The organism is Streptomyces sp. 3211.6 (assembly GCF_003634815.1).
GTDB classification, from domain to species: domain Bacteria; phylum Actinomycetota; class Actinomycetes; order Streptomycetales; family Streptomycetaceae; genus Streptomyces; species Streptomyces katrae_A.
Genome location: NZ_RBXC01000001.1, coordinates 1189787 through 1211701, shown reverse-complemented (window position 1 = coordinate 1211701; position 21915 = coordinate 1189787). Strand labels below are relative to the sequence as shown.

Sequence of the window (21915 nt, the reverse complement as noted above, 5' to 3'; positions counted from 1 at the left end):
GACGGGCCGGGATTCGAGGGGTGGGCGGGGGCGTCGACTAAGGTGACCCGGTGAAGATCGCGCTCATGGACTCGGGAATCGGCCTCCTCGCTGCGGCCGCCGCGACGCGTCGGCTGCGGCCCGACGCCGATCTGCTGCTGTCCTCCGACCCCGACGGGATGCCCTGGGGGCCGCGTACCCCTGCCGACCTCACCGAGCGCGCCCGCGCCGTCGCCCGGGCCGCCGCCGAGCTGCGGCCCGACGCGCTGATCGTGGCCTGCAACACCGCTTCCGTGCACTCCCTGGCCACCCTGCGGGCCGAGCTGGAGCCCGGGATCCCCGTCATCGGCACCGTCCCCGCCATCAAGCCCGCCGCGGCGGCGGGCGGGCGGGTGGCGATCTGGGCCACCCCCGCCACCACCGGCAGCCCCTACCAGCGCGGGCTGATCCGCGACTTCGCCGCGGGCGTCCAGGTCACCGAGGTGCCCTGCCCGGGCCTCGCCGACGCCGTCGAGTACGCCGACGAGGAGGCCATCGCCCGCACCGTCGCCGCCGCCGCCGAGCTGACCCCGGCCGACGTCACGGACGTGGTCCTCGGCTGCACGCACTACGAGCTCGTCGAGGAGTCCATCCGCGCCGCCCTGGCCGCGCGCACCGGCGGGGCGCGGCTGCGGTACTACGGCTCCGCCGAGGCCGTCGCCGTCCAGGCCCTGCGCCGGATCGGCGCCGAGCCCGCGCCCGAGCTGCCGCGGACCGGCGGCCTGACGGTCCTGCACAGCGGCCGCCCGTCCACCCTGCCCGACGCGGCCCTCGCCTACGCCGAAGGCCGCCTCCTGGCCGGCCAGGACCAAAACGCCACCGTGGGCGGGTAGCCCGCCCCGCACCGCCGTCCGGTAGCGCTCGGGAACGATCCGGACCGTTTCGTCGTGGGGCTGGGGCTGCGTCTGCGTCTGCGTCTGTTGTGTCATGACGGCGAACGCAGGACCTCGAGTTTGGTCGAGGTCAAGCGCGGGCAGGCGCGGACCGGACGGGACCCCGGGCTCCGGGAGCGGGATGCGCCGAGTGGCGCAGAGGCGGTGGCGGACATGCGGAACGTGGGTACGCTGCTGCTCATGACGGGTCACCCTCCGGGCCCCCTCTGGACGGGCCGTGCCTCCAACCGGGCGCAGTGGCTGCTGGCCGCCGCCGGGGCGGCCTGCCTCGCGCTCGGCGTCGAGCTGGCCGTCGACAACTCCTGGGCCTCCGGATACGTTCCGCTGCTGATGTCCGTGATCGGCTGCCTCGCCGCCGGGCTGCTGATCCTCTACGGCACCCTCGCCTTCGTGTACGTGGCCGTCACCGTCGACGCCGAGGCCATGGAGGTGCGCTGCGGCCACATCGGGCTGCCGCGCCGCAAGATCCGCCTCGCGGAGGTCACCGCCGCCGAGTTCCTTCCCCGGGTCACCCCGCAGCAGTGGGGCGGCTGGGGGTACCGGTGGCGGCCGGAGAAGGGCACCGCGGTGATCGTCCGGCGCGGGGAGGGCGTGGAGCTGCGGCTCGGCGACGGCAAGCTGTTCACCGTCACCGTCGACGATGCCGAGAACGCCGTCCGCGTCATCCGCACCCACCTGCGCGCCCTCGCCCGCTGAACCCGGCCCCGGCCCCCGCAGGGGGGCCCGTGGCCTTACCAGTCCTTGGGGTACGGGCACGTACACTCCGCCAGATGAGCAGCAGTGTCACCCGGGCCGCCGAGAGCGAGCCCTCGCAGCCCGCCGGACCAGCCGTAGCGGACAGCCCGAGCGCGGCCGCCGCCGCGACCTCCCCCGGCACGGGGAAGCGCCGGGCCGCCGCCCTGGTGCGCCCCGCCTCGGCCGCCTTCGCCGGCGTGCTGCTCTACCTCAGCTTCCCGCCCCGCCCCCTGTGGTGGCTCGCCCCCTTCGCCCTGGCCCTGCTGGCCGGCTGCCTGCACGGCCGCCGGGCCCGGGCCGGCTTCGGGCTCGGCTTCCTCTTCGGGCTCGGCTACCTGCTGCCGCTGCTCGTCTGGACCAGCGAGGGCGTCGGCCCCGTGCCGTGGCTGGCCCTCGTCACCCTGGAATCCCTCCTCATCGGCCTGGCCGGCCTGGGTATCGCCCTGGTCAGCCGGCTGCCCGCCGCACCGGTGTGGTCGGCCGCCGTCTGGGTCGCCGTCGAGGCCCTGCGCGCCCGGGCCCCGTTCGGCGGGTTCTCCTGGGGCCGCCTCGCCTACGGGCAGGCCGACGGGATCTTCGTACCGCTCGCCGCCGTCGGCGGGACCCCGCTGCTCTCCTTCGCCGTCGCCCTCTGCGGGTTCGGCCTGTACGGGGCCGCCCGCATCGCCCGACGCCAGCCCACCCGCACCGCCGCTGCCCTCGCCGCCCTCACCGTCGCCGCCCCCGTCGGCGCGGCCCTCGCCGCCCGCCCGCTGGTCTCCGATGCCGCCGAGGACGGCACCGCCGTCGCCGCCGTCATCCAGGGCAACGTGCCCCGCGCGGGCTTCGACTTCAACGCCCAGCGCCGCCAGGTCCTCGACAACCACGCGAACCGCACCATCCAGCTCGCCGAGGACGTCAAGGCCGGCCGGGTCCCCAGGCCCGACTTCGTGCTGTGGCCGGAGAACTCCTCCGACATCGACCCGTTCACCCAGCCCGACGCCCACGCCGTCATCGACAACGCGGTCCGGGCCGTCGGCGTGCCCACCGCCATCGGCTCCGTCCTCGCCCCCGAGACCGGCCCGCTGCGCAACACGATGATCCTGTGGGACCCGGCCAAGGGCCCCGTGGACACCTACGACAAGCGCAAGATCCAGCCCTTCGGCGAGCGCATCCCGATGCGCTCCTTCGTCCGGCTGTTCAGCTCCGACGTGGACCGGGTCCGCCGCGACTTCGGCCCCGGCAAGGAGCCCGGCGTCTTCGACATGGCGGGCACCGGCGTCGGCATGGTCACCTGCTACGAGGCCGCCTTCGACGACGCCGTGCGCTCGACGGTCCAGGCCGGCGCCCAGGTCATCGCCGTCCCCAGCAACAACGCCACCTTCGGCCGGACCGAGATGACCTACCAGCAGCTGGCCATGGACCGCATCCGCGCGGTCGAGCACAGCCGCAGCGTCCTCGTCCCCGTCACCAGCGGCGTCAGCGCGGTCATCCGCCCCGACGGCACGGTGGTCAAGCAGACGAAGATGTTCACCGCCGACGCGCTCGTCGACGAGATCCCGCTGCGCTCCACCGAGACCCCGGCCACCCGCCTGGGCCCGCTGCCCGAGTACGCGCTGGTCCTGGTCGCCGCCGCCGGCCTCGGCACGGTCCTGGCCCGCCGGATCCGCGCCCGCCGCGCGAACCCGTAGGGGCGGCGCATGAGCACACCCGAGTTCATCCGCGAGATCCGGGCCTCCGGCGCCGGCCGCCGGCTGCTCCTGCTGCCCGGGGTCACCGCCGTCGTCTTCGACGACGAGGGCCGGGTGCTGCTCGGGCGCCGGGCCGACACCGGCCGCTGGTCGGTCGTCGGCGGGATCGCCGAGCCCGGAGAGCAGCCCGCCGAGACGGCCGTGCGCGAGGTCTACGAGGAGACGGCCGTCCGGTGCGTTCCCGAGCGGGTCGTCCTCGTCCAGATGCTCGAACCGGTCACCTACGCCAACGGCGACGTCTGCCAGTACCAGGACATCACCTTCCGCTGCCGGGCCACCGGCGGACAGGCCCGCGCCGCGGACGGCGAGCTGCTGGAGGTGGCCTGGTTCGCCCCGGACGGCCTGCCGCCGCTGGAGCCCTTTGCCCTGCGCCGGATCCACCGTTCCCTCGCCGAGGAGCCGACCTGGTTCGAGGTTCCGGACCCGGCCTAGTGCTGTGGCCGGAAAGGTTTGCCGGTTCGCGGTGTCTGGTGCGGTGCATCGCAAGGCGGAGGGCCGCGGCTCGTACTGGACGTACTTGCGCGGTCCGACAACGCAGCGAGGTGCCGTGCCGGGCGCCGTGAGGCGGTGAACCTTTCCGGTCACAGCACTAGGCACCCCCTGGGCGCCTACGGGCGCGCGACCCCCGCCGCCTCGCAGTACAGGGCCATCGCCGTGTCACCCATCACCGCGCTGTACGACACCTCGGGAACGTCCCCGCCGCCCTGGTACCCGCCGAGGACCCCGGCCAGCGCACCGCCCGCCAGCCAGGGGCTGCCGCTGGTACCGCCGCTCAGGTCCGGGCAGTCGATCCGGCGCTGGGCCGGCGAGAACAGGCTCGTCGCGTTGGAGCAGCGCAGCGGGGTGTCCTGCACGCTCGGGTAGCCGAGCACGGTCACCGTCACGTCAGCGGGCTGCGCGGCGGCCACCGGGAAGCCCCCGACCACGTCCTCCACCGCCCTGCTCTCCCCGGCAGCGGCCGGAGCGACCGTCGCGAAGGCGATGTCCGCGTCCGGGTCCCGGCCTTCCGTCCAGCCCGGGGCCACCCACACCCGGGTCAGCCGCCACAGCCCGTACGGGGTCTCGCCGTCCCGGTAGCCGGGGGCGAACACGGTGGTGTCGGGGTGGTCGAGGCAGTGCGCGGCGGTGGCGATCACGTCGTGGCCCAGGCTGCGCACCACGGACGCGGTGCAGAAGTGCCCCCCGTCGACCCCGCCGGCGAACAGCGCCCCGACCCGCCCGCCCTCCGCGTCGGCGGGGGCCTCCTCGGTCACCCCCAGCGGGGTGGCGGCCCCGGCCTCGGGCAGGTCCAGGCTGAGCAGGGCGCCCATGGCGGTCACCGCGAGCAGGATCCGTGACGCCCGCCGGGCACGGGCGCTGGGACGGCCGGCGGCCTTGCGGGGGAGGATGCGTTGGATCATGCATCCGAGCCTCCCCGGGAAAACTGTGGCCCCGGCACGGATTTCCGTATGAATCAGCTGTGAATGCGGGGCCGCCGCACTCCCGCCGCCATCCCGCCGGATCCTGTCGGAAGGCATGAACGGACTCCGCTCCCCGGCCCGCGACTTCGGCGGAAGCCACCGGTCTATGGACGCGGCGGACGGTTTCCCGGCCCGCTGTTGTGCACGGCGGTGCGTGATCGACGGGCCCGCCCGCCCCTAGCCTCGCCGCAAGAGCACGAACGAGGGGCGGTACCCGGTGAACTGGCTCATCCACGACTACCGCGAGGGCGATCTCGCGGCGGTGGTCCATCTGATCGACACGACGGCCGAACTCGGCCAGGAGTCGGTCTTCTCGCTCGCCGAGTGCATCAGCGCGCTGACCGACCGGCAGCCCTGCGTGGTCGCCGTCCACCAGGGCGTCCCCATCGGCGCCGCCCTCGCCTGCGTGACCGGCGAACGGGCCTGGGTGATGCGTATCGCCATCGCCGCCGGATGGCGCGGCCGCGGCCTCGCCAGCGCCCTGCTCGTCGAACTGGAGCGCCGTCTGATCGCCGCCCGCGTGGGGCGGATCGCGTACGTGCTGCCCGAAGAGGACCTGCTCGGCGAGGGCCTGCTCAACGCCGGGTACACCCGCCAGCCCGCCGTCGCCTACTTCGAGAAGACCGAACCGCTGCACGGACCGGCCGCGGGCCTCCTCGACGACCTCGGCGGCCGGTTCCTGCCGAACGACCTGTGGGCCAAGGTCGCCGGCATGGAGAAGGAGAAGGAGCTCATCGAACGCCGCGTGGTGCTGCCCCTCGCCGAACCCGAGCGGGCCGCCGCGCACGGGGTGCGCCCGCCGCGCGCCATCACCCTCTTCGGGCCGCCGGGCACCGGCAAGACCACCTTCGCCCGGGCCATCGCCTCCCGGCTCGGGTGGCCCTTCGTGGAACTGCTGCCCTCCCGCCTCGCCGACGGCGGCAACCTGGCCGCCGCCCTGCGCCAGGCCTTCGCCCGGATCGCCGAGCTGGAACGGGTGCTGGTCTTCATCGACGAGGTCGAGGAGATCGCCCCCGTACGCAGCGAGCCCGCCCAGCCCGGCGGCGCCCACGGCGTCACCAACGAGCTGCTCAAGCTGATACCCGGCTTCCGGGAGGGCGACGAGCGGCTGCTGGTCTGCGCCACCAACTCCATCCGCTCCCTCGACCCGGCCTTCCTGCGTCCCGGCCGCTTCGACTACCTGATCCCGATCGGCACCCCCGACGCCGGGGCCCGCGCCGCGATCTGGTCCCGCTACACGGCCGGACGCGCCGACGTGGACGTGACCGCCCTGGTGGCGGCCACCGAGCTGTTCACCCCGGCCGACATCGAGCACGCGGCGCGGACCGCGGCGCAGGTGTCCTTCGAACGGGACCTGGAGGCGGTCGGCGCCCGCGGCGCGGCGGCCCAGCCCGGCGCGACCACGGCCGACTACCTGGCGGCCGTCGCCCAGTGCCGGCCCACGGTGACCCCCGCGATGACCGGGGAGTTCCAGGCCGACATCACCGCCCACGCGCGGTTCTGAAGACTCCCTCCCCCGGTTGCGGCGGGGGACGGGAACGCGAAACGGCCCGCGGCCGCTCCCCAAAGCGGCCGCGGGCCTTCCGCGCGAACCCGGCATCCGAGCGGAAACGGCCGTGCTCCCAGGGGGTGTCGCCGGAGGGAACACGGCACGCCAGGGTGCCCTGGGGCGTCCTGCACGCCCCGGTCGGCACCCCCGAGTCAACCACCGTCCCCGCCTCCCGCGCCTCGGCCGGACGGCCATACCCACCCCGCCCACAAGAACGACCCCGCCGGCACCCCCGGGCTGCGCCGGCCACGCGGTGATCCGGATCCCGTGTCAGACAGGCCCTAGCGCGGGCAGGTGTAGGTGAACTCCGTCGCCGCGGTCCGTTCGGTGGGGGAGAGCAGCTGGAGTTCCGCACGGGCCGGGTAGGTGCCCGTGCCCCTGAAGGTCCACATCAGGTGGAGGGTCGCCTCGGTGCGGCCGCCGGGGACGCGTTCGGTGAGTTCCTCCGAGCGGGTGCCGTCGCTGCGGACCCAGCGGTACGTCAGGGTTCCGGGGCGGCCGTCGGTGCGTACGGTGGCCACCACGTCGGCCGCCGCGTCGCAGGCCGGGCCCCGCGGGTCGGTGCTCACCGCCACCTCGCGGACCTCGACGGCCGGCCCGAACCGCTGCCAGCCCAGGTACGCGAGCACCCCCGCGAGGACCACGGCGGCCAGGGTGTACCGGCGCCAGCCGCTCCGCCGCCGGGGCGGCGCGGGCGCGGGAGCGGACGTGACGGGGAAGGGTGCGGGCAGGGCCGCCGTCACCCCCGGGCCGAAGCGCAGCACGGCGCCCTCGACCCGGTCGGGGGCCGCGTCGGCCGGCGGCGGGGGGCCGCTGAACCAGTGGCTGCCGAGGACGGTGGCGCTGTAGCCGTCGTCCTGCGGGGGGTGCGGATCGCTCATCGCGGGGGCTCCAGGTCCGTGCAGCGCAGCAGTCGCTGGGAGTCGGAGACCGAGGCGTTGGCCGCGGCGGGCTGGGTGGTGACCCGGACGCCGGCGTAGCAGCCGCGGCCGCGCGTGAAGGTGTGGGACCGGACCACCGTGGCCGGTGCGCCGGCCTGGACCACGACCGTGTCGGTGCCGTCGGGCACGGAGTAGGCGCCCTGGCTGTCACCCAGGTACCACTGGACGAGGACGGTGACCGGACCGCTGCCCTGCGTCGTCAGGGAGACGGAGGCGTCACCCCGGTACGCGCCGGGCTTGAGGGTGACGCCCAGCTTGGTCACCCGCAGGGTGGGCGAGGGCGTCGGCGTGGGCGACCAGCTGACCGTCGGCGTCGGCGTCGGGCTCCAGGACAGGGTGGTGCCGGCGGAGGGCCAGGACGTCGGGGTGGGCGTCGGGGAGGGGAGCGACGCCGAGGGCGTGGGCGTCGGGCTGCCCGAGGCCGACGGCGACGGCGAGGGGGACGGCCCCGGTGCCGGCGGGGCGGCGGTCGGAGCGAACCCGGGCGCGGAGGGGCTGGTGGTGGCGAAGTCGCTGAGCGCCGACGGCGACGGCGGTGTGCCGGCCGCGTCGGTCGTGAACACCAGTGCCGCGCCCAGCACCAGCGCCAGGCCCGTGGCCAGCCAGCCGCCGCGCCCCGGGGCCCAGCCCGAGCCGATCGAGGTGGTGGCCACGGCCGTGGTCCCCGCGGCCGCGCCGCCCGCCGAGGGGAACAGCAGCGGCAGCAGGGCCGCCAGCGCGGCCAGCTTGCGCTGTCCGCGCTCCTCCCACTGCGGCCCGTACGCGGCCACCGCCAGGGCTTCCAGCTCCGCGACGAAGGCCTCGGCGTTCTCCGGCCGCTGCTCGGGCAGTTTGGCCAGACCCCGCCGGATCAGCGGTCGTACGGCCTCGGGGGCCTCGGTCTCCGGTACGGGAGCCTCGATGTGCTGGACGGCGAGCTCGGCGAAGTTCCCGCCGTCGTAGGGCTTGCGGCCGGTCAGGCACTCGAAGAAGGTCGCGGTGGCCGCGTAGACGTCGGCCGTCGGCGAGGCCGGCTGCCCCTGCCACTGCTCGGGGGCCATGTAGGCGGGGGTCCCGGCGACCCCGGGGGTGCTGCCGCGGCCCGCGGCGATCCCGAAGTCCACCAGCTTGGACGAGCCGTCGGCCGCGACCAGCACGTTCTCCGGCTTGTAGTCACGGTGGACCACCCCGGCCCGGTGGGCGGCCGCCAGCCCGAGCAGGGAGCCCTTGAGGACCACCAGCGCGGCCTCGGGTTCCGTCCGCCCCGACTCGCGCAGCACCGAGCGCAGGGAGACCCCGTCGATGAGCTCCATGACGATCGCGGCCCCGTCCGGGGCCTCCACGTACTCGTAGAAGCCGGTCACGTACGGGGAGACCAGCCCGCCCAGCAGCCGGGCCTCGGCCCGGAACTCCCGTACGAAGGCCGGGTCCTCGCGCATCCGGTCGCTGAGGTACTTCACGGCGACCGCCGTGCCGGTGGCGTCGTGGACCGCGAGCACGACCCGGCCGCTGCCGCCCGAACCCAGCTCCCGGACCCCGGTGTACCCGGGTACCGTCCAGCCGTCGTTCATCCCCGCCCCCCTCCGTGGCGTCACCGGCTCCTCCCAGAGCCGGACCGGTCGGTTCCGACCGGCCACACCCATGGACACCATTGAGCCACGGCTGGTTCCCGACCGTCCGGCCCGTCCGGTCCTCGGACCGGCCGGACGGGCCGGACGGTCGGGAACGGCCGGAAAGGGCCAGTGGCGGTCAGCGGCGGTCAGTGCCGGGCGGAGGTGGGTAGGGGCGGTCACGCCGCGGCCGACACCGCGCCGATCATCGCGTGCAGCCGGTCCGCCGCCGCCCGCCCGAAGGCCGGGTCGTTGATGTGGGTGTCGTAGTCGTGGAGCCGGGCGGCGCTGCCCCGCAGGCCCTCGCGCAGCGCCGCGAACAGGGCCCCGTCCGCCTCCGGATCGTGGTACGGGCCCCCCGGCGCGCCCAGCGTGGACAGCCCGCGCAGCGGCACGCAGACCGCCGTCGGCCCCGTCGCCGCGCGCAGCTTGGCGGCCACCCGGCGGCCCAGCTCCGCGCACTCGGACTCCGTCGTGCGGATCACCGTGATCGAGGGGTTGTGGATCCGCACCCGCCGGTAGCGGACCCGTTCCGGCAGGGTCTCCAGCGGCCCGAACTTCACCATGTCCAGCGCCCCCGGGCTCACCACCTGAGGGATCCCGGCCCGCCCGGCCGCGCTCAGCCGGTCGGGGCCCGCGGTGAGGACGCCGCCGCACAGGTCGTCGGCGAGCTCGCTGAGGGTCAGGTCCAGCACGCCCGCGAAGATCCGCTGCGCGGCCAGCTTCTCCAGGGTGCGCCCGCCCGACCCGGTGGCGTGGAAGACCAGCACCTCGTAGCCGAGCTCGGTCAGCCGCTCCCGGGCGGCGTCCACCCCGGGCGTGGTCACCCCCGCCATGCTCGCCGCCACCAGCGGCCGCGCTCCCGAACCGAGCCGGACCGGGCGGGTGCGGTCCAGCGCCGAGCGGGCGAAGCCCTTGGCCATGGCGGCGACCGCCTCCGCCGCGTTGGCCAGCACCGGAGCCGAGACGCTGTTGATCCCGGCGATGTCCACCACGCTGTACATCATCGTGATGTCCGAGGAGCCCACGTACGGGGAGACGTCCCCCGAGGCCATCGACGAGACCATCACCTTCGGCATGCCCAGCGGCAGGGCCCGCATCGCCCGGGTGGCGATGGAGGTGCCCCCGCTGCCCCCGATCGCGAGCACCCCGTGCAGCCGGCCCTCGGCGTGCAGCCGTAAGAGGGCCGCCTCCGCCCCCCGGGCCATCGTGGTCACGGCCGCGCCCCGGTCGGCCGCGGTGCGCAGCCGGGAGAGTTCGGTGCCCGCGGCCCGCGCCACCTCTTCGCGGGGCACGTCCGCGGGCACCCGTGGTTCTCCCATGATCCCCGTGTCGACCAGTACCACCTCGACGCCGGCGCGCAGCAGCCTCTCGCGCAGCCAGCCGTACTCGACACCCTTGGTGTCCAGGGTTCCCACCAGCACGACGCTCGTCATATGTGCAATGTCCATGCAGGTGAGGTTTGTTGGCAAGTAAAGGTCAGGTCAATCCGCCAGGAGGGCCAACAACCGCTCCAGGAAGGGGATTTGAGAGGCGATCAGCTTGTTCCTGGCCAGTGGGGGAGCGAACCAGGCCACCCGGTCCAGCTCGGGGAACTCGCGCTCGGTCCCGGAGTGCGGCGGCCACTCCATCGTGAAGGTCCCCGGCACCACCAGCGCCGGGTCGAGGTCGCCCTCCACCGCCCAGACGGTCACCAGCTTCCCGCTGGACAGCCGCACCTCGCCCAGCGGCAGGTACGCGCCCTCCGGCGGGGGCAGCCCCAGCTCCTCGGTGAACTCCCGGCGGGCGGCGTCGCGCGGGGTCTCGTCCGGCCCGTACTCCCCCTTGGGGATCGCCCAGCCCCCGGCGTCCCGGCCCGCCCACAGGGGGCCGCCCATATGGCCGAGCAGCACCTCGATCCCGCCGATGCCGTCACCGGCTCCGTCACCGGCTCCGCGGCGGCGGAACAGCAGCAGGCCCGCGCTCTGTTTGTACCTCTTCGGCTGCGTCACGGTCCCATACATGCCCCGCCCCGGCCCCGGTCAGTGACCGGAGCCGGGGCGGGGGAGCGCCGCGGCCGCCTCAGTGCTCGTGCGGGCCCTCGCGGTGGACCGGACCGTGCGCGTCCGCGCAGTGCGGGTCCGGGACGTCGGGGCCCTCGCCCGCCCGGCCCACCGTCAGCAGCTCGTCCTGGACGTGGTCCACCTGGAGGGTGGTGTGGGTGATCCCGTACTCCTTCGACAGCAGCGCCTCCAGATCGCGCCGCACCGCGTGGCAGTCGCCCGCCGGCTCCACCAGCACGTGCGCCGACAGGGCGGCCTGACCCGAGGTGATCGCCCAGATGTGCAGGTCGTGCACCTCCGTCACCGGCGGGTGCCCGACCAGCCGGTCGCCCACCGCGTCCGGGTCCAGGTGCGCCGGAGCGGCCTCCAGGAAGATCCGTCCCGACTCCCGCACCAGCCCGTAGCCCGCCTTGACCATCAGCACCACCACCACGAGCGAGGCGATCGCGTCGGCCTGCACGAAACCGGTGGTGAGCACGATCAGACCGGCCACGGCCGTCCCGATGAAGGCGAACAGGTCGTTGAGGATGTGCTGGTAGGCGCCCTCCACCGCCAGCGAGGAGCGGTTCGCCCGCGAGATGCACCAGGCCGCGGCCACGTTCACCACGATCCCGGCCAGCGCCGTCACCAGCACCAGCCCGCCCTCCACCGGCGGCGGATCCATCAGCCGGCGCACCGCCTCGTACGCCAGCCAGACCGCCAGCAGCAGCAGGGTCAGGCCGTTGGCCTGGGCGGAGAGTATCTCCGCGCGCTTGAGCCCGAACGTGAACCCGCCGCGGGCCGGCCGCGCCGCCAGCCGCATCGCGACCAGCGCGAGGACGATCGAGACGGCGTCGGTCAGCATGTGCGCCGCGTCGGAGATCAGGGCCAGCGAGTGGGCCAGCACGCCGATGACCACCTCGACGGCCATGAAGCCGCCGATCAGGGCGAGCGCGATCGCCAGCCAGCGGCGGTCGGCGTCGGGGTCCACACCGTGGCTGTGCCCCGCGTGGCCGTGGCTGTGGTCGTGGCCCGGTGCCGAGGCGTGCGCGGGCCCGTGCTCGTGGTCGTGGCTGTCGTGCCCGGTCATCGCGTCCCTCGTCTGTCCGTCTGTTCGGTTCCGACGCGTGAAGTGAAGCGCACCCCGGCGCATACGGCAAAGGCTGCAACGGGGACCGTTGTCATTACCCATAAGACCCGCTTGACCTGCGCTTATGCCGGGGCGGACGGATCGTGGGAAAATCTGTTCATGGTCCAGCGCCCCGGAGTGCCGACCGCGCCCGAACTCGTCCTGGAAACCGCCCGAGGCTCGACGGAAATGAGCCCCGGCAGGACTTACCACGTCGGACGCGACCCCCTCTGCGAGATCTGCTTCGAAGACGCCCGCGTCTCGTGGCACCACGCCGTCCTGCGTCCCGACGGAGACCACTGGACCGTCGAGGACGAGAACAGCACCAACGGAACCTGGGCCGCCGACGGCCACCGCATCAGCGTGGAGAGCGTCGGCCCCGGCAGCGAGCTGCGCTTCGGCAACGCCGTCGACGGCCCCCGCGCCGTCCTCGTGGGCCGTACGCCGGCCCCCGCCCCCGCGGCGCGCCCCTCCTCGGTCACCAACCCGGCCATGACCAGCACCTTCCGCCAGCCCACCAGCGTCCGGGCACTGCCCGCGCTGACCGCCCTGCGGATCGGCCGGGACCCCGCCAACGACCTCGTGATCGACAACCTCGTCGTCTCCCGCCGGCACGCCGAACTGCGCGCCCTCGCCGACGGCACCCACGAGATCGTCGACCTCGGCAGCCACAACGGCACCTACCTCAACGGCGCCCCCGTCAGCCGGGCCAGGATCGCCGAGGGCGACATCGTCGGCATCGGCCACTCGGCGTTCTGCCTCGTCGGCGACCGGCTCCTGGAGTACACCGACACCGGCGAGGTCTCCCTCGACGTCCAGAACCTGTCCGTGACCGTCGACCACGGCCGCAAGACCCTGATGGACGGGGTCACCTTCCCCGTCGGGGCCAAATGCCTCCTGGCCGTCGTGGGCCCCAGCGGCGCCGGGAAGTCCACCCTGCTCGGCGCGCTCACGGGCCTGCGCCCCGCCGACACCGGAACCGTCCTCTACGACGGCCGCGACCTCTACCACGACTACGCCGAACTGCGCAGCCGCATCGGCCTCGTCCCCCAGGACGACATCCTGCACGCCCAGCTCACCGTCCGCCGGGCCCTCGTGTACGCGGCCGAGCTGCGCTTCCCGCAGGACACCAGCCGGGCCGAACGCGAGGCCCGGGTCGACGAGGTGATCCGCGAGCTCGGCCTCGTCCAGCGGGCCGACCAGCCCATCCACAGCCTCTCCGGCGGCCAGCGCAAACGGGTCTCGGTCGCCCTCGAACTCCTCACCAAGCCCTCGCTGCTCTTCCTCGACGAGCCCACCTCCGGCCTCGACCCCGGCATGGACCGCTCGGTGATGAACATGCTGCGCGGCCTCGCCGACGACGGCCGGACCGTCATCGTCGTCACGCACAGCGTGCTCAGCCTCGACGTCTGCGACCGGCTGCTGTTCCTCGCCCCCGGAGGGCGCGTCGCCTACTTCGGCCCGCCCCAGGAAGCCCTCGACTTCTTCGGCTTCGCCGAGTGGCCGGAGGCCTTCGAGGCCTTCGAGAACGACCGGGAACGGGACTGGGCGGGCGCCTTCCGCGGCTCGCCGGTCCACCGGCGCTACGTCGAGCTCACCGCCCGCGGGCCGGTGCCCGCACCGCTCGCCGCCCAGGCGGCCGCGGCTGCGCCGCCCGCGCCCCCGCCCAAGGCGCAGAGCTGGGGCTCCCAGCTGTCCACCCTGGTCCGCCGGTACGCCGCCGTGCTCAGCGCCGACCGGACCTTCCTCGTCATCATGGTGGCGCTGCCGTTCATGATGGGCGCCATGGCCCGCGCGCTCGCCGGGAGCACCCTCGACGTCGAGACGGCACTCAACGCCCTGCTCATCCTCACCATCGGCGGAGTGCTCACGGGCGCCGCCAACGCCGTCCGCGAACTGGTCAAGGAACGCGTGATCTACCAGCGCGAGCGCGCCGTCGGGCTGTCGCGCTCCGCCTACCTGATGTCGAAGGTGGTGGTGCTGGGCGCGATCACCGTCGCCCAGGCCGTGGTCCTGACCCTCATCGCCCTCGCCGGAGTGGACCTGAACGCCCCGGGCGGCAAGGGCGTCCTCATGCCGCCGCTGATCGAGATCACCCTCGCCGTCGCCCTGCTGTCCTTCACCGCGATGATGCTCGGCCTGATGATCTCCGCCCTGGTCAAGAAGGAGGAGGTCACCATGCCGCTGCTGGTCCTCCTCGCCATCGTCCAGGTCGTCTTCTGCGGAACCCTGCTGAAGCTCTACGGGGTCCCCGTCCTCGAACAGGTGGCGTGGCTGGCGCCCTCCCGGTGGGCGATGGGCGCGATGGGCGCCACCATCGAGCTGGCCAAGATCGTCCCCGGGAAGCTCACCCAGGACCCGATCTTCCACCACGAGTCGAGCGGCTGGCTGGTGTGCATCGCCGCGCTGCTCGTGCTGTCGGTGCTCTTCGGCCTGGCGGTGGCCCGGCTGCTGCGCCGGCAGGAGCCGGCCGTCATGCGGAAGCAGCCACGGCGATGACCTTCCCCGACCCCATCCCGGAGTTCCACCCCACCCATGTCGTGCCGCAGGAGGGGCTGCCCGCCTGGGAGGCGCCGGACGTGGCCCGGCCGACCGCGCCGCTGGACCCGTTCCTGCCCGTGCAGCTGCTCTCCCGGCGCGGGGAGTGGACGGAGATCCTCTGCGCCAACGGCTGGTCCGCGTGGGTCGACGGACGGCTGCTGGTGGCGGTGCCGCAGCCGCCGCCCACCTCCGGCCGGCCCCTCGCCCGGACCGAGGACCCCGGACCGCTGCTGGGCCGGGCCGCCGAGGCCCTGGAACGCTACCGCCGGGCCGTCCGGGACCACGCCGACGGCGCGGCGGGCGGCGAGGACTTCGGACGGGCCGTACGGGGACTGAGGGTCGGCATCGTGATCGACGGGGAGTCCGCGTGGCTCTACGACGAGACCTCGCGGCGGTGGATGTACGCCGACGGCAGCCGCATGGCGACCTACGCGGTCGTCTCGGGGCCGGGCGCCCAGGCCCCCGAGCCGGAGCCGGCGCCCGGGCCCGGGCGGGTGGCGCCGCCGGAGGCCGAGACCGCGGCGGGCGCCCCCGTACCGGTTGTGCCGGCCACACCGGCCCCACAGGTCCCGCCAACCCCGCAGGCCCCCCCGGCCGCACCGGCTGAGACGGGGCACGAGCCGACCCGCATCGTGGACACGCCCGAGGCCGGAGGGCGCTGATGGGCGCCGCCGACTCGCTGGGCGGCCGGCCCTCCGGCCTGCTGGGCAAGAAGATCGCCGGATACCTGGTGGAGAGCGAGATCGGACGCGGCGGGATGGCGGTCGTCTACCGGGCCCGCGACCTGAGGCTGGACCGGACGGTGGCGCTGAAGCTGCTGGCCCCCGAACTCGCCCGCAACGACACCTTCCGCAAGCGCTTCGCCCACGAGTCGAAGGTGGCCGCGGCCATCGACCACCCGCACATCGTGCCCGTCTTCGAGGCGGGGGAGACGGACGGGCTGCTGTACATCGCCATGCGGTTCGTCGCCGGGCAGGACCTGCGGGCGCTGCTGGACCGGACCGGTCCGCTGCCCGTGGAGACGGCCGCCCGGATCGCCGGCCAGGTCGCCTCCGCGCTCGACGCCGCCCACGACCACGACCTCGTCCACCGGGACGTCAAGCCCGGCAACATCCTCGTCGCGGACGGCACGGACAGCGAACATCCCGAACACGTCTACCTGACGGACTTCGGACTGACGAAGAAGTCCCTGTCGCTGACCGGGTTCACCAGCGTCGGGCAGTTCGTCGGGACCCTGGACTACGTGGCTCCGGAGCAGATCGCCGGGAAGCCCGTGGACGGGCGCTGCGACGTGTACAGCCTGGGGTGCGTGGTCTACGAGATGCTCACCGGCGGGCCGCCGTTCCAGCGGGACGACGACATGGCCCTGCTGTGGGCCCACCAGTTCGACCCGCCGCCCGCGCCCTCCTCGCGGCGGCCGCAGCTCACGGCGGCGGTGGACGAGGTACTGGCCAAGGCCCTGGCGAAGGCGCCGGAGGACCGCTGGGCGAGCTGCCTGGAGTTCACCGGGGCCCTGCGCCGGGCGGGTTCGGCCCCGGCCGCCCCACCGGTGGCCGGTGCCGTCGCCGGAGCCGCCTCGGAGGCGGGCGCCCTCGCGCAGGCCGCGGGGCCGCCGCCCCCGCCTCCGCCGCCCCGGTGGGCGCTGCCGGTGTTCCGGGGACGGGCCTGAGGCCGTCCCCCCGAGGCCTCGGGGGGAGAGAGGACGTCAGGTCCGGGAGACGGGCCTGAGGCGTCAGGCCTGTTGCCTCGCCGAGAGGGGGCTCACCGCTCCTGGCGGGCGGGCGAGGGCTCGTCCACGCGCCCGGGGTGGTGCAGCGGGCGGGCCAGGAGGGCGCCCAGGAAGCCGGCCACCGCGCCCCAGAGCAGGCCGAGGCCGGTCGTCCGCCACAGCGACGGGGCGAGCTCGATCCTGCCGCCGAGCCCCGAGTCGTCCCCGATGCCCAGCAAGGACAGCCCGAACTGGGCCTGGATGCGCCCCAGCAGACAGACCGTCAGCGTGGCCAGCGCGAGCGCCACCCCCAGGTGCAGCGCGTGCTGCCACGCCCGCACCCCCGCCGGGGAGCGTACGGCGGCCAGCACGCCGGCGCCGAGCAGCGTGAGGGCGGCCACCGCGACCAGCCACCACGCCCGCCCGTCGTGCCGGGCGAGGGAGGACACGTCGAGGGTGGACAGGTCCGGCCCGCGCAGCACCCGGTCCAGCAACTGCGGTACCGGCAGCCCGAACGGGCCCTCGGCCCGGCCCTGCCAGGCGCCGCCGAAGCCCAGGGTCAGGCCGAGCCAGGCCAGGTTCGGCAGGCCGAGCAGCAGCACGGCGAAGGTCCGTGTGACGTGCCCCTGGGTGGCGGCCACCACCAGGCCGATCACCAGGGCGAGGGCCACGTACCCGACGAGCAGCACGGCGGTGGCGAACGCGGCCGGGCGCACCGCCGTGTGGAAGCGCAGCAGGCCGGCCGGCAGCGGCGCGCGGCGGGAGACCAGCAGGGCGATCAGCAACAGGCCCAGGATCCACAGCAGCCCGAACCCCAGGGTGGCGGGCAGGTCCGCCCGGAAGCCCACCGTCGGGGTGGAGTCGAGGAGTTCGCCGAGGTCCTCCAGCGGGGAGTCGCCGTTCAGCAGCCGGAAGGTGTGGTTGGCGAAGAGCGCGAACAGGGTGAGCAGGACCAGCCACAGCACGGCCGGCAGGGCGCCCCGGGCGAGCAGTTCGCGCGGCCGGGCCACCGCACGGTGGCGCAGCGGGCGCAGGAACAGGTACCCGGTGGTCAGCGCGCCGGCCAGGCTCACCGACAGCGGCAGCACGGACAGGCTCGCGTCGGCGCCGCCCAGCGCCCCGGCGCCGCCCGTCACGCCGACCTCGCCGCCCGCCGCCATCACGACGACGGCGGCGACCACATGGGGGAACGCGCCGCCCGGCAGGTCGGCCGCTCCCGCGCAGGCGAGCCCGGCGGCGGCCACCGCGGTCATCACCGCGAAGCCCGCCACGACGGCGCCGAGGGCCTCGCGTCCTGCCCTCACGGAGGTGCTGCTCACCCTGCAACCGTGGCACTCCCGGCTTGCGGCCACCACTCGGCCCACGCACACAATGACGGAAGGAGTGCCTGAAATCCGGCAGATGTCCGGAATTCTTTCGTTCGGTGCTCGGGAAGAAGGGCCCGTGACCACTCAGCCATCCGGTGGGCAGCCGCCCCCGTCCTCTTCGCAGCCGCCGGCCTCGGAGCGTCCCACGGGTCCCCCTTCCGGCCCCCTCTCGGGCGGGGACCGGGGGTCCACGCCCCCACCGCCCGCACCCCCCGGAGAGCCGTCCGGCGGCGGTGGCGGGGAACCGCCCGGCCGTCCCTGGTGGCGGTCCGTGCCCCGGCTGGTCACGGCGGCCGTCGCGGTGGCCGCCGTCGCCGCCCTGGCCGTGGTGCTGACCCGGCCCGGCGGCGGATCCTCCGGACAGGCCGGGGGCGAGGTGTTCCTCCAGTCGGCCGCCGCCTCCGGGCCGGACCCCTTCACCGAGTCCACCGCCGCGCGGCAGGCCACCCCGCCGCCCCAGAGCCCCGCGCCCAGCCAGAGCGCCGGCACGGCCGCCGCCACGGCCTCCGGTACGACGGCCACCCGCAGCGTCAGCGGTTCCGCGCCCGGCCTCTACGGCGGCACGAGGGACGTCGCCAGCTGCGACGTGGAGAAGCAGATCGGGGCGCTGTCCGGGCAGCCCGCCAAGAACAGCGCCTTCGCCTCCGCCCTCGGCGTCGAACCGGCGGCCGTACCCGGCTACCTGCGCGGGCTGACCCCCGTACAGCTGCGCCTGGACACCCGGGTCACCAACCACGGCTACCGCGACGGCGCCCCCACCGCCTACCAGGCCGTGCTCCAGGCCGGGACGCCCGTGCTGGTCGACGACCGCGGGGTGCCGAGGGTGCGGTGCGCCTGCGGGAACCCGCTGGGTCCGCCGGTGGCGCTGAAGGCCAACCCGAAGCGGTACGGGGAGCCGTGGGCCGCGTACCAGCCTTCGAAGGTGGTGGTCATCGCGCCGTCGGAGACCACCGTGAACGCCTTCGTCATCTACGACCACCAGGACCGCCGCTGGCTCGAACGCGGGCGCGGCGCCAGCCCGAAGCCCGACAAGCCGGTCCCGCCCCCGCCGGTGACCACCCCGGTGCCCACCGTCAGCACGACGGCCGCACCCGCCACGCCCACCCCGCCGGCCACCTCCTCCGCCCCGCCGACGCCCAAGCCCACCGGCCCGCCGACGCCCAAGCCCACCGGCCCGGCGACGAAGACCCCGCCCGCCACGGAGACCGCACCGGCCACCGAGACCCCGCACGGCACCCCGACGGAGACCGCCGAACCCCCCTCCGCGACCGCCACGGAGGAGCCGTACCCGCCCGCGTCGGCCACACCCCCGGCCACGACCCCGCCGGCCCCCACGCCCCCGGCCCCCACGCCCCCGCCCGCCAACCCCCCGGTGAACCCCTACTAGAGGCACGGCCCCCGGCCCCCCTCCGCGCCGCGGAGCGGGGCCGGGGGCCGCCCGGCCCCGGCCGGACGCGCTGGGCGCGCCCGGGTCAGGCCGGGTCGGCGCAGACCGTGCCCGTCTCGTAGATGGTGCCCACGTCGTCCGGTTCGGGCAGCGCCGTCGGGAACTCCGTGGGCAGTCCGGTCGGTTCCTCCGCGTTGAGTACGGCGACTTCGACCGCCGCGCAGTAGCGGGTGTCCGGGCGGATGCCGGCGTCCAGCTTCTTGACGACGGTCTTGCCCACCCCGGGCACCTCGCCGGACAGGATCACCCGCAGGGTCTGCCCGCCGCCCTCCGGGCGCAGGACGAGCACATTGCTCTTGTCATGGGGTTCGGTGTCGAGGAACGAGACCGTCACGTCCGGGGCGTTCAGCTTCAGGCTCAGCAGCTTCGAAGCGGCCGAGGACGGCGTCGCGAGCCCCGCCGCCAGTCCGCAGGCCAGCACCGTCCCGACCGCGGCCCGGTACTTCCAGCTCAGGCGCCTCATGGGAGTTTCCCTTCGCAGACAGGGGGACGATCCGATCGTCTGCCCGGGCCCCCGCCCCGGCAAATCGCCGGCCCGCCCCTGCCCGGGACCGGACGGGCGCGCTGCCGGGGACGGGGAAGAGTGAGACCCTGGCTGCATGGACCCGCGGGGACCGGCCCCGGCGGTCGACTGGCCCGCGGGGCCCGACCTGAGCCTCGCGCTCAACCGCATGGGCACCTTCGACTGGGACCTCGACAGCGGCCGCATGCACCTGGACGCCACCGCCCTCGAGGTCCTCGACCTGCCCCCGGAGCAGTTCGACGGCACCCCCGACGGGCTGCGCGCCCGGATCCTCCCGGCCGACGGGGCCCGCCTGGACCACCGCGTCCGGCAGGCGCTGCACGACGGCCGCAGCCACTACGGGGCCTACTTCCGCACCCTCCGCCAGGACGGCGGCACCGCCTGGACCCACATCCAGGGCCACGTCCTGCGCGACCCGGCCGGCCGGCCGTACAGGATCATCGGGATCGTCCGCGACGCAGCCGAGGACCCGGGAGAGCCCGGCGCGGCGGGGGAGCGCGACGAGGGCCGGCGCCGGATGACCGGCGTCGTCGAGCGGACCGCCGCGATCCTCGCGCACGCACGCACCGTCAACGACGTCACCGACATCCTCAAGGACCCCGCGGGCCTCGGCCACCTCGGCGCCGTCAGCGTCATGCTCGGCGTCGTCGACGGCGGCCGGGTCCACCTCGTCGCGGAGGGCCAGCTCGGCGCCTACGTGCCCGAGATCGAGTACACCCGCATCGACGCCCGCCTCCCGATGAGCGAGGCCGTCCGCACCCTCCAGCCCGTCTACCTCTCCTCCCGGGAGGAGTTCCGGCAGCGCTACCCGGACCTGTGGCCGTACATCGAGCCGCTGTCCGTGCGCAGCGGCGTCTACCTGCCCCTCATCGCCCAGGGCCGCCCCATCGGGGCCCTCGGGCTGCTCTACACCCGTGACGGGGACTTCACCGCCGAGGAGCGCAACCTGCTGGTGGCCCTCGCCAGCGGCATCGCCCAGAGCCTCCAGCGGGCGATCCTCTTCGAACAGGAGCACGACCTCGCCGAGGGGCTCCAGCGGGCCATGCTGCCCCGCCACATCCCGGAGGTGGCGGGCGCCCGGATCGCCGTACGGTACCGGGCGGCCCGGATCGGGCGGGACATCGGCGGCGACTGGTACGACGTCATCCCCCTCGGCGAGGGCCGGGTCGGCGTCGTGATCGGCGACGTCGAGGGCCACGACACCGACGCGGCGGCCGTCATGGGCCAGCTGCGCATCGTCCTCCGCGCCTACGTCCTGGAGGGCCACACCCCGGGGACGGCCATGGCCCGGGCCTCCGCCTTCCTGCGCGACCTGGCCACCGAGCGCTTCGCCACCTGCACCTACGCCGAGGCGGACCTGAACACCGGCATGCTCCGCCTGGTCCGGGCCGGGCACCTCGACCCGGTGGTCCGGCGCGGCGACGGCAGCTGCCACCGCGTCCAGGTGGCGGGCGGCCTCCCCCTGGGGCTGCCCCCGCGCGAGCCGCCCGGCACCGGCTGCGGCTACCCCGTCACCAGCATGGAGCTGCACCCCGGGGACACCCTGCTGCTCTGCACCGACGGCCTGGTCGAACGGCCCGGCGGGGACCCCGAGACCGGTATGCGGGAGTTCATGGACGCGGCCCGCGCGGGCCCGGCCGACGTCGAGGAACTCGCCGACGTGCTCTGCGACCTCGTCGGGGACGCCGGCGGCGGGGACGACATGGCCCTGCTCGTGCTGCGCCGCCGCGGCACCCCCGCCCCGCGCGGCGGCGGCCCGCTGCGCCAGCGCCTGACCCCGGGCGACACGGAGGGCCCGGCCCTGGCCCGGCACCTGATCCGGGCGGCCGCGGCCGCCTGGGGCGCCCGGGAGCGGGCCGACGAGATCGAGCTGGCCGCCGACGAGCTGATGACCAACGCCCTCGTGCACACCGACGGCGGCGGCCAGGTCGGCATGCGGCTGACCGCCGAGGGCCGGATCCGGGTCGAGGTCGAGGATTCCAGCAGCGCCCTGCCGCGCCGCCGGGAGGCCGACGACTGGGCGGTCTCGGGGCGGGGCCTGATGCTGGTGGACCGGCTCGCGGACGGCTGGGGGGTGGAGCCCCGGGGGAGCGGGAAGTGCGTGTGGTGCGAGTTCGCCGTCCCGCACGCCGCCTCCGCCGCGGGGCCCGCCGCGGGCTGAGGGCCGCCGTCAGCCGGTGGCGTACGGCCGAGGGCCCTGGCGTGCCGCGGCGCGGTCGGCCGGCGGACGGAGCCGAGCGCCAGGAACCTGTACCGGCCCCGGA

18 protein-coding genes are annotated in these 21915 nt (G+C 75.1%); 10 read left to right on the top strand and 8 right to left on the bottom strand.

The annotated features are described in order from the left end of the window. Positions 1–50: 50 nt before the first annotated feature. From BX286_RS05710 to BX286_RS05695, 4 genes are all read left to right on the top strand, one after another. Positions 51–851 carry a glutamate racemase gene (locus BX286_RS05710; protein ID WP_079424338.1) on the top strand — a complete coding sequence of 267 codons (801 nt, stop codon included), beginning with the start codon at positions 51–53 and terminating at the stop codon, positions 849–851. Between the two features lie 240 nt (positions 852–1091). Beyond that, positions 1092–1607, top strand: a complete 516-nt coding sequence (locus BX286_RS05705; RefSeq protein ID WP_237292631.1) for a hypothetical protein — start codon at positions 1092–1094, stop codon at positions 1605–1607. A 74-nt stretch (positions 1608–1681) separates the two neighbouring features. Then, positions 1682–3316, top strand: a complete 1635-nt coding sequence (gene lnt, locus BX286_RS05700; RefSeq protein ID WP_100864796.1) for an apolipoprotein N-acyltransferase — start codon at positions 1682–1684, stop codon at positions 3314–3316. Positions 3317–3325: 9 nt separating this feature from the next. After that, positions 3326–3808: an NUDIX domain-containing protein gene (locus tag BX286_RS05695; RefSeq protein ID WP_079424334.1), complete on the top strand. Its 483-nt coding sequence runs from the start codon at positions 3326–3328 to the stop codon at positions 3806–3808. A 176-nt stretch (positions 3809–3984) separates the two neighbouring features. Here the strand turns inward: BX286_RS05695 and BX286_RS05690 are convergent, their stop codons facing one another. Beyond that, a complete protein-coding gene (locus BX286_RS05690) occupies positions 3985–4776 on the bottom strand; it encodes a serine protease (protein WP_100864795.1) in 792 nt (263 codons plus the stop codon). A gap of 277 nt (positions 4777–5053) precedes the next feature. Here BX286_RS05690 and BX286_RS05685 point away from each other — a divergent pair, with 277 nt between their 5' ends. Then, positions 5054–6340 (top strand): ATP-binding protein, encoded by a 1287-nt coding sequence (locus BX286_RS05685; protein WP_079424332.1) that lies wholly within the window; start codon positions 5054–5056, stop codon positions 6338–6340. Positions 6341–6666: 326 nt separating this feature from the next. Here the strand turns inward: BX286_RS05685 and BX286_RS05680 are convergent, their stop codons facing one another. The 5 genes from BX286_RS05680 to BX286_RS05660 form a co-directional block, all read right to left on the bottom strand. Beyond that, positions 6667–7266, bottom strand: coding sequence for a hypothetical protein (locus BX286_RS05680; RefSeq protein WP_079424330.1), 600 nt, complete (start codon positions 7264–7266; stop codon positions 6667–6669). Beyond that, positions 7263–8876, bottom strand: coding sequence for a serine/threonine-protein kinase (locus tag BX286_RS05675; protein ID WP_121014666.1), 1614 nt, complete (start codon positions 8874–8876; stop codon positions 7263–7265). Before BX286_RS05675 ends, BX286_RS05680 begins: the two co-directional genes overlap by 4 nt. A gap of 218 nt (positions 8877–9094) precedes the next feature. Beyond that, the gene (locus BX286_RS05670) at positions 9095–10351 is read right to left on the bottom strand and encodes a Tm-1-like ATP-binding domain-containing protein (protein ID WP_121014665.1); all 1257 of its coding nucleotides are present in this window, start codon (positions 10349–10351) and stop codon (positions 9095–9097) included. A gap of 48 nt (positions 10352–10399) precedes the next feature. Next, on the bottom strand, positions 10400–10918 hold the full coding sequence (locus BX286_RS05665) for an NUDIX domain-containing protein (protein ID WP_079424325.1): 519 nt from the start codon (positions 10916–10918) through the stop codon (positions 10400–10402). A gap of 58 nt (positions 10919–10976) precedes the next feature. Next, the gene (locus BX286_RS05660) at positions 10977–12026 is read right to left on the bottom strand and encodes a cation diffusion facilitator family transporter (RefSeq protein WP_100864792.1); all 1050 of its coding nucleotides are present in this window, start codon (positions 12024–12026) and stop codon (positions 10977–10979) included. Positions 12027–12185: 159 nt separating this feature from the next. Here BX286_RS05660 and BX286_RS05655 point away from each other — a divergent pair, with 159 nt between their 5' ends. Genes BX286_RS05655 through BX286_RS05645 form a run of 3 tightly spaced genes read left to right on the top strand, consistent with a single transcriptional unit; the run spans position 12186 to position 16275 of the window. Next, a complete protein-coding gene (locus BX286_RS05655; protein WP_079424321.1) occupies positions 12186–14564 on the top strand; it encodes an FHA domain-containing protein in 2379 nt (792 codons plus the stop codon). Beyond that, complete coding sequence (locus tag BX286_RS05650; protein ID WP_100864791.1) at positions 14561–15268, top strand: hypothetical protein; 708 nt, start codon at positions 14561–14563, stop codon at positions 15266–15268. The genes BX286_RS05655 and BX286_RS05650 overlap by 4 nt, the downstream gene beginning before the upstream one ends. Further along, entirely contained in the window at positions 15268–16275 is a 1008-nt protein-coding gene (locus BX286_RS05645; protein ID WP_079424319.1) for a serine/threonine-protein kinase, read from the top strand. Before BX286_RS05650 ends, BX286_RS05645 begins: the two co-directional genes overlap by 1 nt. 92 nt (positions 16276–16367) lie before the next feature. On the opposite strand, the gene BX286_RS05640 is transcribed toward BX286_RS05645, so the two are convergent. After that, entirely contained in the window at positions 16368–17633 is a 1266-nt protein-coding gene (locus BX286_RS05640; RefSeq protein WP_187344097.1) for a streptophobe family protein, read from the bottom strand. Between the two features lie 319 nt (positions 17634–17952). Between BX286_RS05640 and BX286_RS36415 the strand changes: the two genes are divergently transcribed. After that, positions 17953–19068: a DUF6777 domain-containing protein gene (locus tag BX286_RS36415; RefSeq protein ID WP_261993366.1), complete on the top strand. Its 1116-nt coding sequence runs from the start codon at positions 17953–17955 to the stop codon at positions 19066–19068. Between the two features lie 85 nt (positions 19069–19153). Here the strand turns inward: BX286_RS36415 and BX286_RS05630 are convergent, their stop codons facing one another. Further along, on the bottom strand, positions 19154–19591 hold the full coding sequence (locus BX286_RS05630) for a hypothetical protein (protein WP_079424315.1): 438 nt from the start codon (positions 19589–19591) through the stop codon (positions 19154–19156). A gap of 136 nt (positions 19592–19727) precedes the next feature. On the opposite strand from BX286_RS05630, the gene BX286_RS05625 reads away from it, so the two are divergent. Next, a complete protein-coding gene (locus tag BX286_RS05625) occupies positions 19728–21812 on the top strand; it encodes a SpoIIE family protein phosphatase (protein ID WP_079424314.1) in 2085 nt (694 codons plus the stop codon). Positions 21813–21915 lie beyond the last annotated feature (103 nt).